Annotated in this window: 15 protein-coding genes and 1 pseudogene; 5 read left to right on the top strand and 11 right to left on the bottom strand. The window is 63.0% G+C overall.

The annotated features are described in order from the left end of the window. The first annotated feature begins 46 nt into the window (after window positions 1-46). Together FJW05_RS16970 and FJW05_RS16965 are read left to right on the top strand one after the other, a co-directional pair. Window positions 47-319: a hypothetical protein gene (locus tag FJW05_RS16970; RefSeq protein WP_027024197.1), complete on the top strand. Its 273-nt coding sequence runs from the start codon at window positions 47-49 to the stop codon at window positions 317-319. Between the two features lie 9 nt (window positions 320-328). Continuing rightward, the gene (locus FJW05_RS16965; RefSeq protein ID WP_246673492.1) at window positions 329-1,525 is read left to right on the top strand and encodes a substrate-binding protein; all 1,197 of its coding nucleotides are present in this window, start codon (window positions 329-331) and stop codon (window positions 1,523-1,525) included. Between the two features lie 220 nt (window positions 1,526-1,745). Here FJW05_RS16965 and FJW05_RS16960 read toward each other — a convergent pair. Then, window positions 1,746-1,934 (bottom strand): annotated as a pseudogene (locus tag FJW05_RS16960) (hypothetical protein); the annotation flags it as partial. A 157-nt stretch (window positions 1,935-2,091) separates the two neighbouring features. Beyond that, window positions 2,092-2,841 (bottom strand): DUF899 family protein, encoded by a 750-nt coding sequence (locus tag FJW05_RS16955; RefSeq protein WP_095767840.1) that lies wholly within the window; start codon window positions 2,839-2,841, stop codon window positions 2,092-2,094. A gap of 121 nt (window positions 2,842-2,962) precedes the next feature. Here FJW05_RS16955 and FJW05_RS16950 point away from each other — a divergent pair, with 121 nt between their 5' ends. Both FJW05_RS16950 and FJW05_RS16945 read left to right on the top strand, forming a co-directional pair. Continuing rightward, window positions 2,963-4,183, top strand: coding sequence for a helix-turn-helix domain-containing protein (locus FJW05_RS16950; protein ID WP_140634140.1), 1,221 nt, complete (start codon window positions 2,963-2,965; stop codon window positions 4,181-4,183). 31 nt (window positions 4,184-4,214) lie between these two features. Continuing rightward, window positions 4,215-4,856: a DUF5074 domain-containing protein gene (locus FJW05_RS16945; protein ID WP_140542750.1), complete on the top strand. Its 642-nt coding sequence runs from the start codon at window positions 4,215-4,217 to the stop codon at window positions 4,854-4,856. A 25-nt stretch (window positions 4,857-4,881) separates the two neighbouring features. On the opposite strand, the gene FJW05_RS16940 is transcribed toward FJW05_RS16945, so the two are convergent. The 3 genes from FJW05_RS16940 to FJW05_RS16930 form a co-directional block, all read right to left on the bottom strand. After that, on the bottom strand, window positions 4,882-5,970 hold the full coding sequence (locus FJW05_RS16940; RefSeq protein ID WP_140634138.1) for an acyltransferase family protein: 1,089 nt from the start codon (window positions 5,968-5,970) through the stop codon (window positions 4,882-4,884). Window positions 5,971-6,077: 107 nt separating this feature from the next. Next, complete coding sequence (locus tag FJW05_RS16935) at window positions 6,078-7,340, bottom strand: MFS transporter (RefSeq protein ID WP_246673491.1); 1,263 nt, start codon at window positions 7,338-7,340, stop codon at window positions 6,078-6,080. Further along, window positions 7,337-8,068 carry an MBL fold metallo-hydrolase gene (locus tag FJW05_RS16930; protein WP_140634136.1) on the bottom strand — a complete coding sequence of 244 codons (732 nt, stop codon included), beginning with the start codon at window positions 8,066-8,068 and terminating at the stop codon, window positions 7,337-7,339. Before FJW05_RS16930 ends, FJW05_RS16935 begins: the two co-directional genes overlap by 4 nt. Before the next feature lie 114 nt (window positions 8,069-8,182). On the opposite strand from FJW05_RS16930, the gene FJW05_RS16925 reads away from it, so the two are divergent. Beyond that, the gene (locus FJW05_RS16925; RefSeq protein ID WP_140634134.1) at window positions 8,183-8,848 is read left to right on the top strand and encodes a metalloregulator ArsR/SmtB family transcription factor; all 666 of its coding nucleotides are present in this window, start codon (window positions 8,183-8,185) and stop codon (window positions 8,846-8,848) included. A gap of 69 nt (window positions 8,849-8,917) precedes the next feature. Here the strand turns inward: FJW05_RS16925 and FJW05_RS16920 are convergent, their stop codons facing one another. The 6 genes from FJW05_RS16920 to FJW05_RS16890 form a co-directional block, all read right to left on the bottom strand. Continuing rightward, window positions 8,918-9,247, bottom strand: coding sequence for an SMR family transporter (locus FJW05_RS16920; protein ID WP_140634132.1), 330 nt, complete (start codon window positions 9,245-9,247; stop codon window positions 8,918-8,920). Window positions 9,248-9,631: 384 nt separating this feature from the next. Beyond that, the gene (locus FJW05_RS16915) at window positions 9,632-10,354 is read right to left on the bottom strand and encodes a DUF899 family protein (RefSeq protein WP_140634130.1); all 723 of its coding nucleotides are present in this window, start codon (window positions 10,352-10,354) and stop codon (window positions 9,632-9,634) included. A gap of 103 nt (window positions 10,355-10,457) precedes the next feature. Then, complete coding sequence (locus FJW05_RS16910; RefSeq protein WP_140634128.1) at window positions 10,458-10,841, bottom strand: VOC family protein; 384 nt, start codon at window positions 10,839-10,841, stop codon at window positions 10,458-10,460. A 382-nt stretch (window positions 10,842-11,223) separates the two neighbouring features. Then, window positions 11,224-12,432, bottom strand: a complete 1,209-nt coding sequence (locus FJW05_RS16905) for a calcium-binding protein (protein WP_181164977.1) — start codon at window positions 12,430-12,432, stop codon at window positions 11,224-11,226. 449 nt (window positions 12,433-12,881) lie between these two features. Next, window positions 12,882-14,150 carry a calcium-binding protein gene (locus FJW05_RS16895; RefSeq protein WP_140634124.1) on the bottom strand — a complete coding sequence of 423 codons (1,269 nt, stop codon included), beginning with the start codon at window positions 14,148-14,150 and terminating at the stop codon, window positions 12,882-12,884. Window positions 14,151-14,300: 150 nt separating this feature from the next. Further along, window positions 14,301-15,632 (bottom strand): HlyD family type I secretion periplasmic adaptor subunit, encoded by a 1,332-nt coding sequence (locus FJW05_RS16890; protein ID WP_181164981.1) that lies wholly within the window; start codon window positions 15,630-15,632, stop codon window positions 14,301-14,303. Between the last annotated feature and the right edge of the window lie 8 nt (window positions 15,633-15,640).

Genomic DNA, 15,640 nt, shown 5'->3' with positions numbered 1-15,640 from the left:
CCTGTCGATGGACCAATGGTGGCCGCGACCGACAGGAGGAAATCAGATGCTTCTCGCAACGACCAAGGTGGCGGACGTCGACCACTTCATCCGTATCTTTTCGACCAAGGGCGCCGACAAGCGCCGGCTGCACGGCTCGAACGGCGCAACCGTGTTCCGCGACCCGAGCGAACCTGACCGCGTCTGGGCGATCTTCGACTGGGACGCCGAGGGTTGGAAGAATTTCGTGTCGGACCCGGAGGTTCCCGCGATCCTGCAGGAAGCCGGCCATGTCGGCAAGCCGCAGGCGGCGCTGCTGCTGGGCCACTACGAGGCCTGAGAGTCCATCTTGCGCGCCGCCTGCCTTTGGCGGCGGCGCGCCCAACGAATCCCCCAGAAACGGAGAAATCAGATGGATCCGAAACCCATCAAGATCGGCCTTATCGCCGAGCTCACCGGCCCATTGTCCTTCATGGGCATCGCCAACGCCAACCTCACCACCATGCTTGTCGACGACATCAACGCCAAAGGTGGTCTCCTCGGCCGCCCGGTGGAGCTGGTCGTCGAGGACGGCGAGACCGTCGAAAGCGTCGCCAAGGCAAAGGCTGCGAAACTAGTCGACGTCGACAAGGTCGATGTGGTCGTCGGCGGCATCTACAGTTCGACCCGCCTGGCCATCAAGAGCGAGGCGGTCACCCGGGGCAGGACGCTTTACATCTATACCGAGCAGTATGAGGGGCAGGAAAACGATCCGCTGATTTTCTGCACCGGACCCGTTCCCGCTCAGCAGGTCGAGCCGCTGATACCGTGGCTCATGAACAACACCGGAGCGAAGCGGTTCTATTTTCCGTCAGCCGATTACATCTGGCCGCATTTGCTGAACAAGGCTGCGAGCCGGGCGGTGCTCGCCAATGGCGGCGAGATCGTCGGCGAGGAGTATTTTCCGCTGGACACCGTCGATTTCCGGCGGACGGTGCAGCAGATCATGGCCAGCGGCACCGACGTGGTTTTCAACACCGTCGTCCCGCCGGGGCTGACACCGTTCCTCGAAGAACTGCACAAGGCCGGCTTCGGCAAACGCGGCGGCCGGATCGTCTGCACCTACTTCGATGAGAACTTCTTCAACCTGGTGCCGTCCGAGCAGATCGAGGGCCTCTACAGCTGCCTCGACTATTACCAGGAACTCGACGAACCGTTCGGCCGCGCGCTGTTGCGCCGCTACAGTGAACGGTTCCCCGGCAGCGCTACCTTGACTGCCGGCAGCGGGTGCACTGGGCACTACCGGGCGATCAAGATGTGGGAAGCTGCCGTCAACGAGGCGGGCAGTGTCGAGCGCGACGCGGTCATACGGGCACTCGACCATGCTCGTATCGCCGAAGGCCCAGGAGGTGCGGCCGAGATGGTTCCCGGTCAGCATCACGTTCGCATGAATATGTACATCGCGCAGGCGCAGGGCGGTCAATTCCGGGTCGTGAGAAACTTGGGTCCGATCGATCCCAACGAGCGCGTGATTACCAACGAATTCCAGCCAAGCCAGGTGGGGTGACTGTCGGCACCTTTCTTTCAATTGGCAGGGCCGCCGAACGGTGCCTCCGTCCTGCCATCCATTTGGCCAGCAACGACGTTGCTGGCCAAATGGAGATTGCCAACGGAATTGCACCTTCTGGCCAGCGCATTCCCCGAACCTGATTGACACGGCCGTGCGTCGCGAACTCGCGCGTGGCCGGATATTCAGGGCCGCTCGCCGATGCTCCCGCGGTCCAGTCTTACGCCCGCCGCGCCGCCAGCCGAAGCCACGGCGCCAGATGGAACGCAGCCATCAACAGATACATCGGCACCATGCCGCCGAGCGCCGAGGCGCCCGACATGCACATCATGTCCCGGCCGTCATAGACAGCCGTGAGCAGCGCCATCGTGGCGAAGGTGGGAGCCGCGGCGAGGCAAAGCCAGTCGGCGAGGCCGAAGCCGCTCAGGCCGTTTGGGCGAGGGGCAGGATTGTCGATGCTCATGATATCCATCTTCTGATGCGGGCAGGGTTCGAGCCCGTTGGAACAAGCGTGAGGCGATCGGCTCCGGCGGCGCGTGGTTTGCGCCGCCGGAACCGCTTCACGCTCAGGCGTTCTTGTTGCGGAACGCCGCTTCGCCGGCATCCGACACCTCGACCCATCTCTGGTCGGGGGCGGCGCCTTCCTCGTAATTGTCGTGCCAGTTCCACCATTTGTAGGTCTGGGTCTGCGGATAGCCCTCGGGTGAATCCTCCCACACCTCCTGGCGGCCGAGCGGGGTGACGTCGAGATAGCTCCAGACGGTGCCAAAGGCTTCGTCGCCGCGGTTGTTGACGAAATAAGTTCGGAAGATGCGCTTGCCGTCATGGATGAAGACGTTGTGGCCATGCCATTCGTCGACGCCGAAATCCTTATCCCAGCTATCGGTGATGGTGTACCAGGGCATCTTCCAGTCCATGCGCTGCTTCAGCCGCTGGATGTCGGCCTGCGGCGCGCGCGAGGCATAGGCAAGCGTGGTGTCGCGGGCGTTGAGATGGGCGAGGTTGCCGACCTGGTCGGCGCCGAGCGAGCAGCCGCGGCACGCATGTTCGGGCCAGCCATAGACGCCGGGCTCGAAGAAGGCGCGGTAGACGACGAGCTGCCGGCGGCCTTCGAAGAGGTCGAGCAGGCTCATCTTGCCGTTCGGGCCTTCGAACACATAGTCCTTCTTGACTTCCATCCACGGCATGCGGCGTCGTTCGGCGGCCAAAGCATCGCGGGCGCGGGTGAGGGCCTTTTCCTTCACGAGCATCTCTTCATAGGCGCCTTCCCACGCTTCCTGCGAAACGACCGGCGGTGTCTTCATATGTTGGGTCATTGCTCTTGTCCCGTTCTTGGGTTTGGTTGGGGGTGACGAGGACAGACATAGGGCCGCATCCGGCGATGGTGAGAGTTACAACTGTGACGCGATTTGCTGCGGCGGGCTTTGAGGCGACGGCATGGACTCGCTGATCAACGCCGCCGGCCGCGCGCTCGCGGCAGGCGATCCGCTCGGCGCCTTGAAGCGCGTCGCGCTGCGCGACGACGCGCCGGCGCTGGCGCTGCGCGGCATTGCGATGGCGCAGCTCGGCGATTTCGCCAAGGCCAAGGCGCTGCTGAAGGACGCCGCCCGCGCCTTCAGCCCTAGGGAAGCGGTGGCGCGCGCCCGCTGTGTCGTCGCCGAGGCCGAGATCGCGCTGGTCTCGCGCGACCTCGGCTGGCCGGAGAAGGCGCTGCGGTCCGCCCGCGCGACGCTGGCCGCGCATGGCGACCGGCTGAACGCCGCTTATGCCGGCAGCCTCGAGGCGCGCCGCCTCATCCTGATCGGCCGCCTCGACGAGGCCGAGCGCCTGCTTGCCGACTTCGATCCGACGCCGCTGCCGCCGGTGGCGCGCGTCGCGCATGAACTGGCCGCGGCCGGAATCGCCGTCCGGCGCCTGAGGACAAAGGCGGCGCGCTCGGCATTCGGCCGGGCATCGCTTGCCGCCTATCAAGCCAACATCCCGGCATTGAAGGCCGAAGTCGAAGCGGCGTCCCTGGTGCTGAACACGCCGGTGGGCCGGCTGATCGCGCGCGGCGCGGAGAAAGAGTTGCTGCTCGACAAGGTCGAGGCGCTGCTGGGGTCGGGCGCGCTGGTCATCGATGCCTGCCGCAACGTCGTGCGCGAAGGCGGCACCGTGGTCTCGCTGGCGACCCGGCCGGTGCTGTTTGCGCTGGCGCGCACGCTCGCCGAAACCTGGCCGGCGGATGTCCCGCGCGAGACATTGCTGAGGCGCGCGTTCCGGGCGAGGCACGCCGACGAGTCGCACCGCGCGCGGCTCAGGGTCGAGATGGGGCGGCTCCGCGCCGAGCTCACCGGCTTGGCCGAGATCAATGCGACAACAGGTGGCTTTGCGTTGACGCCGCTGAACGCCGCCGAGATCGTCGTGCTGGCGCCGCCGGTCGAGGATGAGCATGGCGCGGTGCTTGCCTTCCTGACCGATGGCGAGGCCTGGTCGAGCTCGGCGCTGGCGATCGCGCTTGGCGCCAGCGCGCGCACCGTGCAGCGGGCGCTGGAGCAGTTGTCGGCCGAGCACAAGGTGCAGGCGGTCGGCCGCGGCCGGGCGCGCCGCTGGATGATGCCGCCGATGACCGGATTCCCGACTGTCTTGTTACTCCCCGGTCCGCTGCCGAGCGAGTAGTTTGCCGCCATTGTTCGAACGGAGATCGAAAATGAAAAGAGCCGCCGCCGAGATCCTGCGCGAATATGGTCCCTTTCCGGACGCCGAGCGCGTCAATGGTGTCACCTATGACGGCAAGAATGTCTGGTTCGCCACCGGCGACAAGCTGAAGGCCCTCGACCCGGAGAGCGGCACCATCGTGCAATCGGTCGACGTCGCCTCGCATGCCGGAACCGCTTTCGACGGCGAGCACCTCTACCAGATCGCCGAGGACCGCATTCACAAGGTCGACCCAAAGACCGGCGAGGTCGTCGCCACCATTCCCGCGCCGGGCAATGGCGGCGATTCAGGCATGGCCTGGGCCGAAGGTTCGCTCTGGGTCGGCGAATACAGGGCCCATAAGATCCACCAGATCGATCCTGAAACGGGCGAGGTGATCCGTAGCATCGAGTCGAAACGCGTCGTCACCGGCGTCACCTGGATCGACGGCGAACTCTGGCATGCCACTTGGGAAGGTGAGGAGGGCGATCTGCTGCGCATCGATCCCGAGACGGGCGACGTGCTGCAGGAGGTCGCGATGCCCTCCGGTGTATCGGGACTGGAATCAGATGGCGACGGCTGTTTCTTTTGCGGCGGCGGCAGCAGCGGCAAGATCAGGGCCGTGCGCCGGCCGGGATACGGCGCCGGCAAATAACGGATGGCCGGAACGGGCGGCCCGGTCAGGCCGCCTCGCGTGCCGGCCGGCTCATGGGCTTGCCGGAGGCCTTGGCGGCTGTCGGCCTGTCGAAATGCGCCCAGGCCGGCCGCTCGAACAGGAAGGTGCCGAAGCCGACGCGCTGGACGATGAAGTAGAGCACCACCGGGCTTATGACCGAAACCAGCAGCACCGCCAGGCTCAGCACGCCGGTATCGGTCAGCAGGCCGCTCGCCAGCATGACGCCCCGGAAGATCGACATCGGGATGGTGAAGGCGACATAGACGACCAGCGAATGCTCGCCGAGCCAGCGCAGCCATTCCATGGAAGCGAATTTTGACAGGAAACCGCCGGCAACGCAGAGCGCCACGGCGCCGGCGACGGCAAGCGACAGATGCAGCGGCGGCCATGCCGCCAGTCCCATCTGCATGCCGACCGGTTGCATCGCATAGCCCGGCGAATAGACGAGCAGGCCGTTGACGATCGCCCAGGCGAGCAGGCCGAGAACGGCGACCGCCCGCCGATCCTGCGTCCACGCCACCAGCCGGAATATCAGCGGCGCGAGCACGAAGCCGAGATAGAAGAACACGAAATAGGCCGCGAACTGCTCAAGCGCGTAGCTGTCCGGCTTCGGCGCCCACATCTGCAGCGCGGCGGCAGCCAAGATGACGATCCAGTGCGGCACGCGAAGCTCGCGCAGCACGCGTATGACGATCCCGAACACCGCCAGCATGTAGATGAACCACAACACGCCGTATGGCTGGACGGCGGCCATCGCGAGATCATGCAGCATGCCGGCGGGGTCGCGGCTGAAGATGCCGATCTTCAGCCCGATCGAGATGATCGCCCAAAGCACGTAGAAATAGAGGTAGTGGACGACGCGGCGGTCGATATAGCGCCGCCATGGCCGGTCGATCACCTGCGACAGGAACAGGCCCGAGATCAGGAAGAATTCCGGCATGCGGAACGGTGTCGCGAAGCCGATGACATAATGCAGGAAGCCGACGCCGCCGGTGTATTCACCGGTGTTGTAGGCGGCATACATCATCACCACCAGAATGATGGAAAGACCTTTTGCCGTATCCACCCACGGCATGCGGTTCGGGTTGCTCATGCGCGATCTCGAGGAAATGTACCTGTTCAGATTGTAGCTGACCGGCGCATCCCGCGCAGCATCAAGCTTCCATTAACGTAAACGCGGTCCTCGTTTCGCAGGCGGTCTCAACTGTCGCCCGATGTCGGAACCACGGTGGCGGAACGCGGCTCACGCATCGTCACCGCGACGATCGCGCCCGACAGGAAGGTCAATGCGGCAATGGCCGCAATCGCGGCGACGAAGCCGAAGAAGTCGGCGATCAGGCCGGCGGACAGCGCCCCGATCGCGTAGCCGAGATCGCGCCAGAAACGGTAGACGCTGAGCGAGCGCGCCCGCCAGGAGGGATGCGATGCGTCCGACACCGCCGCGATCAGGCACGGATAGACCATCGCGGTGCCGAGACCGAGCAAAAGGCTGGCCAGCAGCCACCAGCCGAAATTGCGGGTCATGGCGGTGGTGAGAAGCCCCGCTGCCTGCACCCACATGCCGGCGACGATCAGCCCCTTGCGGCCCCAGCGGTCGCTTAGCGGCCCGGTGGCGACCTGCAAGATGCCCCACACCGCCGGATAGATCGCCTTGAGGATACCGATGCGCTCGATGCCGAGCCCATTGGCGGCGAAGAAGAGCGGAAACAGCCCCCAGCTCATGCCATCGTTGAGGTTGTTCACCAGGCCGGCTTGCGACGCGGCGAACAGATTGCGATCCCCGAACGAGGTCAGCATGAAAATCTCGCGGAAGCCGAGCGGGGAAGCTTGTCTTGGATGGTTGGCCAGCTCCAGCCGCAGATGCTCGCGCGTGTCGCGCACGAGTAGGATCGACAGCGCCGCACCCAGGATCGCGTAGCCGACGCCGAGATAGATCGGCACGGGACGAAAGCCGTAACGGCTCGCGAGATAGCCGGTAAGGAAAGCGGTGACGCCGACCGCGAGGTAACCGGCGAACTCGTTGAGGCCGACGGCGAGCCCGCGCGACTTCGGTCCGACCAGGTCGACCTTCATGATCACCGTCATCGACCAGGCGAAGCCCTGGTTGATGCCGAGGAGCGCGTTGGCGGCGACGATCCAGCCCCAGCTCGGCGCCCAGATGATGATGAACGGCACCGGCAGGCCGAACAGCCAGCCGAGGATCAGCACGCGCTTGCGGCCCCATCTGTCGGCAAGCTGGCCGGAGACGAGGTTGGCGCAGGCCTTGACCACCCCGAAGCTGACGATGAAGGAGACGACCAGCGTGGTCGACGCTACGCCGAACTCCTCCGCGCCGATCAGCGGCACCACGGTCCGCTCGATGCCGACCATGCCGCCGACAAAGGCGTTGATCAGCACCAGGAGCGAAAACTGCTTCCAGTTGGCCTTGAGGCCGAGCGCGACGACAGACGCCGCTATGTTCAAGATTTCGCTCCGGCGTTGACGGCCCGGGTCCGGGCGGCCTGCGGCGGCGGGGGAGGGATGTCGGCGGTCATGGCGGCGACGAACTCACCCTCGTCCTCGATGCGGAAGGCCTTGTTGAAGCGTCGCTCGAAGCCGATGGTCGATGTCGGCTTGCCGCTCAGCGAGCGGCCGCAAACCGAGCCGGAATAGGCGCCGGGTAGCACCTCGATATGGTCGGCCAACTCCTTCAGGCGGCGCACACTGGCGTAAAGCGCGCGCGCCCCGTCTTCGGCGCTTGAAGCAAGCTCGGTACGGCCGAGATCGCCGACCATCAGCGTGTGCCCGGTGAGCACGAACCAGGGTTCGGCCGACCGCGTCCGGTCGGTGACCAACAGGCTCAGATGCTCCGGCGTGTGGCCCGGTGTATGCAAGATCGTCGCCGTGACATTGCCGAGCTCGAGCACCTCGCCATCCTTGACACGCCGGAACGGGAAGCCTGCTTCGGCCCCTTCGAACAGCACGTATTCCGCGCCCGTCGCCTCGGCCAGCGAGCGTCCGGCCGAGATGTGGTCGGCATGGATATGCGTGTCGACGACATAGAGGATGCGCATGCCTGTCGCGCGCGCCGCCTCGACATAGGGCGCGATGTCGCCGAGCGGATCGACCACGGCCGCGGAAGCCTTGCCGCCGCAGCCGAACAGATAGGAAGCGGCCACCGGGTCGGTGTGCAGGAACTGCCTGAGAATCATCGCTTTTTCCTCCGAACAGGCGAACGTGTCAGGCAGCGTGCCCTTGCTTGACAGTCTGAGCTGAAACTGTCATTCAACAATTCTATTGAATGACGATGCGTTAGCGAAAAGGCTATGTCAATCCGCAATCCGAAACAGGCGCTGTACGAGCAGTTCTCGATCGTCGCCAAGGCGCTCGGCCATCCGCTGCGCCTGGAAATGATCGAGCATCTGGCGCAAGGCGGGCGCAGCGTCGAGGCGCTCGCCGCGAAGCTTAGCCAGCCGGTTGCCAACATCTCCCAGCATCTACAGGCGCTGCGCCGCGCCGGCATCGTCTCGGCCGAGCGCGACGGTAAATTCGTGCATTATTCGCTGGCCGATGACAGCGTGCTTTCCGCCTTCGCCGCTGTGCGCGGCGTCGCCGAGCGGCAGCTCGCCGAGGTCGACCGCATCGTGCGCGGCTATTTCGACGCGCGCGACGACATGCGGCCGGTCACGCGCGACGAGCTTCAGACGCTGATGCGCGACGGACTGGTGACGCTGATCGACGTCCGCCCGAAAGACGAGTTCGCGCTCGGCCATGTGCCGGGCGCCATCAATGTCCCGCTGGGGAAAGTCAGGGCCTGGTCGACCGACGCCGCTATCGGCCGCGAAATCGTCGCCTATTGCCGCGGCCCGTGGTGCGTGATGTCCTTCGAGGCAGTCGCGGCGCTGCGCGCGCTCGGCCATTCCGCGCGCCGGCTGGAGGACGGCATGCCGGAATGGAAAGCCGCCGGCCTGCCGGTGGCAGTGGTTGCCTGATCGTGGCCAATTAGGCTGTGAACCCATAAACGGGGAGGTCCGCACCTAGGTGGAAAGCGGACGCGCGACTTAGTGCCCTGCCGCCTTGGAGAACATATTCATCACAATTACGCCTGCCACTATCAATCCAATTCCCAGCAGTGCGGGCACGTCCAACTTCTGTCCCTGGAACACCCAAGCAATTGCAGTGATGAGCACGATGCCTGACCCCGACCAAACGGCGTACGCGACGCCCGTTGGGATCGTCTTTAACGTCTGTGATAGACAGTAAAATGCGATTGCGTAGGCGACCGTCGTGATGATGGTTGGGACCAGTCTCGAAAAGCCGTCCGACTGCTTCATAAAGCCGGTGCCGACGACTTCGGCTACAATCGCACCCGCTAGGTAAAGGTAGTTCATAGTCGCTCCTGTTGGTGACGGAGCGAACCACGAGGCCACGCGCCATCACCCATCTTGGGATTTTGACGCCGTGGCGGGGAAGAACCCTTACGGGCGCAGGAGACACCACCCTGCTACTCTATTCTCGGCGCACATACTCTACACCACGGTGCTCTCATCGTCACGTCTCCGAAGGGGGCCGACCGGCAGTTTTCAGATCATGTCGACTCTGATTCAGCATCGGCATGAGCCGCTACGCCGAACGCTCGCAAGCGGATAGACCGCTGAGCGCCAGTTGCAGACGCTTGATGACAAACTGGTGAATGCCTTAAGCGGGACCGCGAGCGGATTGGCAGGTCTCCACCCTTTCCGCTACGCCAGACCCTGGCAAACCATCTCGACCGCTTAGTAGGTGATCTTCGGGTACCAGTCGGTCCCGCGACCTTCCGGCGTCCAGTCCAGGACGTTCCACAGCATCATCAAGTCCGGCTCGGTTGTCGGGTCTTTGCCTGGATCGGCTGACTCGAAACCCAATTCCGCGCCCCAGAAGTGCCGGATGGTTCCGTCGCGCCGGGTGAAGACGTTTTCGGCGGCGGTGTCGGTCCCATCGTCCATGATCGCGTGGTAATCCCGGCTAAAATTCCCGTTGACGTCGGCGTAGAAAGGCAGGTTCTTCCAGCCACGCTCTACCTTGAAGGCGATCTGCCGCTCGATGGCCGAAAGGCCGACGACGGCGAGGGCAATTCGCTGGCGGAGGTGGTCGGCATTGCCGTCCAGGCAGCTCAGCAGAGCGGTGCACATGGGGCAAGGGCGCTGGCGCTTGGGGCCATACATCCAGTTGTAGACGAACAGAGTGTCCTTATCGCCGAAGAGCTCCTCGAAGCCGACGGGATTGGCGCCGGCCACGCTACTGGCTTCGCCGATGAATTGATAGTCGCCCTTCACCTCGCCGCCAGGCGGCAAGGCGCGACGCTGGGCGGCGACGCGCGCGATATGGCGGTTGAGTTCGATCTCCTCGATCAACAGGGCCTCGCGCGCCTTGCGGTACTCGACGCTCTCGTTCGGCTGGCGGGCGCGGTTCTTGTGAGCGATCGCAGCAGCGGGTTGCAAGGCGGAACCGTCGGCCATGACGTTGTCTCCTTTCCAATCCCTTTCAACTGGTCACCCGTCTTAGGGTTCCGCCCGGATTGCTGCTGCGCGCGATACGCCGACTGTCGTATCAGACGGTACTTTATTGCGCTTCGTAGAGTTCCAACGGCAATCCATCCGGGTCGCTAAAGAAGGTGAAGCGCCGATCCGTATATGGGTCGATCCGGATTGGCTCTACGGCAACGCCGGCGGCCTCCAGGCGCACAACTACGGCTTCGAGGTTCCCCACAGCAAATGCCAAGTGCCGCAGCCCTGTCGCCTCTGGATAAGACGGCCGCGGCGCTGGGGCAGGGAAGGAAAACAATTCTAGCTGGGCGGATCCGATCCGCAGGTCAGCCTTCCAGGACTGCCGCTCCTCCCGATAGACCTCGCGGATCAGGTCCAGGCCGAGGAGCTCGACATAGAACCGTCGCGACCGATCGTAGTCGGTGCAGATAAGCGCGACGTGGTGAATGGCGTCCAGCATCTTTCGAAGTCTAGCCAAGCGGGGCTTTGGGGCCAAGGTCACCACTTTGTTGCCGCCGTCGCTGACAGACGGCGGACACCGTGCTGACCCGTGGCCCGCTTGGTCGCAGGCGGGCTGATGCCCAGCGCTCCCTGGTCCTCTACCGTACTGATATGGATTTCTGTCGGCACAATGGCAGCGCCTTATCCTCATTGTCCACCCTGCACGTCTACCGGGCAGGACAATCACGCAACCAGCCAGCCTTCTCGATCGGCGTCGGGAGGCCCTCTGTTGTCGGCATTACGCAGCCGCCCCGCCAGAGCACCGCGCTCCAAAAGGGCTGACCTCAGTAACCGAGACTTGGCGCTCGTACTCCACTGCAAGTTTTACAGGCGCAACTTTTCTACGCGAAGAGGAAGTCTGATTCGGTGATGTGAGCTGCCGCCGTCTCGCCCACCGCCACATTTAGGTCGATTGTACCGGCGTCGTCGCTGAAACCGACAATGAGCCCGCTGCTGCCGGTGTCGACTTTCACCACTGCTCCCTCGGCGGATATGTTGTGTGCGTGCAGATAGTCGAGAGCTGCCTGAGACGAGGCGAAAGTTCCGCTACTACCGGAAGCGTCGTTAAGGATCAAAGCGATGTGCCGCGATTCATGCAGATCGATTTTATCCTCGCCATGCTTGAATCCCTGGATGGTGTCCTGCACGGTCGCCGATGAGTCGCCCGAGAAGAAGACAAAGGTGTCCCGGGCGCCGTCCCCGGTGGTGATGCCGTTATTCGCCGACATCCAGTCCGCGCCTGCGCCGCCGAGGATGATGTCGGCGCCCCTGCCGCCATAGATGGTATCGTTCTGGTCTCCACCCAATATCGTGTCATTCCCGGCATCGCCGTATAGGGTGTTGGTACCGTGACTATCTTCTACCACGTCATCGCCGGCACCGCCGTGGATGGTGTCGTTACCGCTGGTGGGGGAGGTGGCGGTGTCGTCGCCGTAGAGGGTATCGTTGCCGGCACCGCCGTCGATATAGTCGTCGCCGGCGTTGCCGAAGATCGTGTCGTTGCCGGCACCGCCGTAGAGTGTGTCGTTCGTGTCGCCGGGAGTGTGATCCTGACCGTCGCTCGGGCGAATCCCGCTGCCGCCGTAGATAGTGTCGTCCCCGGTACCGCCGTAAATCACGTCGCTGTCGATACCGCCTCGGATTGTGTCGTTGTCAGCGCCGCCATTGATCGTGTCGTTGCCGGCGCCGCCGTCGAGAAGATCATCCCCGGCCCCGCCGGTGATAAAATCGTTGCCGTCATCGCCGTTGAGGGCGTCGGCACCGGCGCCGCCGTGGAGGAAATCGTTGCCGGGGCCACCGGAAAATAGGTTGGTGAGATCGTCACCGATCATTCGGTCGGAGAAAGCCGAACCGAACCAGGTGCCGGTGTATGTGAAATCGGTGGTGTATGCGGTCCCGCCGGCGAAATAAGCTGCCTCGTTGGTGACTGTCGCGCTCGGCGGGATGTTCTCTTCTAATTGGACTGTGTGGGTGTGCAGATTCAGATCGACACTCGCCGTCGACTGCGAGAAATCCGGGCCGACTGATACTAAGACTGGCTTTTTAGTCATGGTATTCATCTCCCTGTTGTGCACAAGATTGTGCGCGTTGTGGCGCTACACTGCGGATATGAAATATGTGTCTTTGGTCTAGGTTCTCCTTTGTTGTGAAAAGGACGCGTACGGAGCTGTTTAAGATTTCATTTCTCGCGCAATGAGCGACGGATATTTTGCGTGAGCGGTTCGGCAAGATATGCCAGCACGGTGCGGGTGCCGGTCTTGATCATGGCCTCGCTCGACATACCCGGCAGCAGACTTTGTCCACGCCGCCGAGCCCGTCGGAGATTTGGAAGCCGTCTGTATTATCGCCGCCCGAGGCCGAGGTGTATGGAGGCGGCCAGGTCGGCTCTGATACCGCTTCGGGCACCCCCTGAACCGCGCACTCCCTACCTCTGTCCGCATACGTGTATCTCACTATCAGGTGTTGGGGGGGCGACTTGTGCGCCGCCCCTCACTGTAGGTTACACCAGAGCGCCGAAGAGGAAGTCCGCCTGTGTGATATGCGCCGCCGCCGACGCGCTTACCGACACGTTGAGGTCGAGAGTGCCGGCGTCGTCGCTAAAACTGACGAGGTCGACGGCAGAACCGTCGATGACCTTTACTACTGTACTCTCGACAGAGAGATTGTGCGCGTGGAGATAATCGATAGCCGACTGTGCCGAGTTAAAGTTGGGGCCTTGCAGGAACGCGGTGTCGTGAGTGTCCCTCAGGTCGAACTTATCGTCACCGTGTTTGAAGTCGGTGATGACGTCATGTTGGCCGGCGACGAAGGTGTGGCTGTGGAAGACGAAGGTGTCGCTACCCCCGCCGCCCGTCAGGGTGTCGCTGCCGGAATTGATCGAGAAATTTGCCCTACCCCCTTCGATGGTGTCGTTGCCGGCCCCACCGTTGATGGTGTCGTCACCGATAAACCCGACGATAGTGTCGTTGCCCCCGTCACCGTACAGGAAGTTAGCTCTGCCGGACGGGAGAAACATGACGTCACCTTCGATATAATCATCACCGGCACCGCCGTGGATGGTGTCGGTGCTGTTGCGATTCATAGCGCCGTTGTCGCCGTAGAGGGTGTCGTTGCCGGCCCCGCCGTTGATAGTGTCCTGGCCCTCGCTGCCGGTGATGGTGTCGTTGCCAGCGTCGCCATTGAATATGCCGCCGTCACGGCCGGCCCTGATAAAATCGTTGCCGCCACCGCCATTGACTATGTCGACACCGGGGGAGTAGTGGGCTTGGCTGTCGTCACTGGTATAGATGGCGTCATCACCGGCCCCGCCGTAGATGATATCGTTACCGTCACCGGCTCTGATAAAGTCGTTACCGTCACCACCTTTGATGGTGTCGTCGCCGGCGTTGCCGTAGAGGGAATCGTCGCCGGCGTCACCGGCAATAGAATCGCTGCCGTCACCGCCTTCAATCCAATCGTTACCGCCGCCGCCGTACATGAAATCGTTGCCGCCGCCGCCGAGAAGATGGTTGAGGAGATCGTCGCCGATCATTCGGTCTGAGAATTCCGAGCCGGTGTAAACACGGAGATAATCCCCGGTGGGGTTGGTGAAGTCGGTGGTGTAGGCGATGCCGTTACTGCCGGCGAAGTAAGCGGACTCGTCGACGACTGTCGCGCTCGGGGGGTTCTCTTCGAGCTGCACTGTGTGGTTATGCAAGTTCAGGTCGACGCTGGCCGCTGACAGCGAGAAATCGGGGCCGATTGTTATAATTACTGGATTTTTCGCCACGGTGTTTCCTCCCTACTGCGCACACAATTGTGCGATTTATAACTCTATAGTGTGGGTATGGACATAATGAGTGAGGTGTAGACTTGTGTCTTTAATCTGGATCCTCCCTTGTTGTGACATGGATACGCACGTGAGCCACTGATGTTTGCATTATTTCTCACGCAAAGAGCGACGGATGTTTTGTGTGAGCGGTTCGGCGAGATAAGCCAGGACCGTGCGGGTGCCGGTCTTGATCAAAGCCTCGCTCGACATGCCCGGCAGCAGCCTGCGACCGTCGAGCTTGGCCAGTTCGCTCTTGTTGATGATCACCGTCGCGGAGAAGTAGGGAGCGTTCGTGCGCTCATCCACCAATCGATCGGCCGACACCGTTTCCACAACTCCGCTGAGCTGCGGCAGGTTGTATTTGGTGAAGGCCGGGAAGCTGACATAGGCTGTCTGGCCAGGGGCGATCGTCTCGACGTCTTCGGGCTTGACCATTGTCTCGATAACCAGCTTCTCGCCGAGCGGCACGACCGTCATCAGCGTGTCGCCGGGTTTCACCACTCCGCCCGCCGTGTGAACTTTCACGTCCATCACGATTCCGTCGACGGGGGCGGTGATGTCGGTGCGCTTGAGGACATCCGCGGCCGCGCGCGCTTGCTGCCGGAAGTCGAACAGCTCCGCCTCGACCTTGCTCAATTCGTCAACGGACTCGTTCAATTGTTGAGTTGTAAGGTTGAGGATTTGCATGTCGATTTCGGCGATAGAGCTGCGGGCGCGGGCGATCGATGCGACATTCGTGGCGCGTTCTCCCTCGGTCTGGCGCTGTTGCTGGGTAAGCGTCAGGTTGCGTTCGCGGGTGGTGAGCCCCTTGCTGAGCAAAGTCTCGAGGTCTTTGTTCTCGTTCACGAATGCCGCGATCCGCTTGTCCTCGGTCGCGATAAGCTGTTGCAGTCCGGTAATTTGCTCGGCGGTCTGCTGGCGCCGTTCGTCGAGAATTGCCTTCTCGTCCTTCAGGTTGCGGTGCTTCGCGTTGAAGACGTCACGTTGAGTGGCCACCGCGTCCTTGACGGCAGGGTCCGGGTTGTCGAGCAATGCCTGGTCGAACTCGATCGTGTCCTTGCCATCGCGTTCGGCCCTGAGACGGGCGACGAGTGCCTCGCGTGTGGCGATCTTGTTTTGGATCGAGTCCAGTTGAGCCTTGGCTTGCGTGTTGTCGAGACGGATGAGCACTTTGCCCTTCTTGACGACATCGCCGTTGACCGCGTCGAGTTCGGCGATAATGCCGCCCTCGAGGTGCTGGATGAGTTTGCGGTCGCCGTCGACCTTGACCACTCCGGTCGTCACCGCCGCGCTGTCGAGCGGTGCCAAGGCCGCCCAGCCGCCGGCCACGCCGAAGAACAGGAACATGATTGAGAAACCGGCGTTCGTGACGGCTCTGAGACGGAGCGGTTGCAACGTCGGCGGGGGTGGCAGTGGCTGAGGGAGAGCCACTATGTTCATATCGTTGT

It is taken from the genome of Mesorhizobium sp. B2-9-1, assembly GCF_006439455.1.
Classification (GTDB): Bacteria; Pseudomonadota; Alphaproteobacteria; order Rhizobiales; family Rhizobiaceae; genus Mesorhizobium.
The sequence above is the reverse complement of the archived record's forward strand: the minus strand, read 5'-3'. Positions and strand labels throughout refer to the sequence as shown.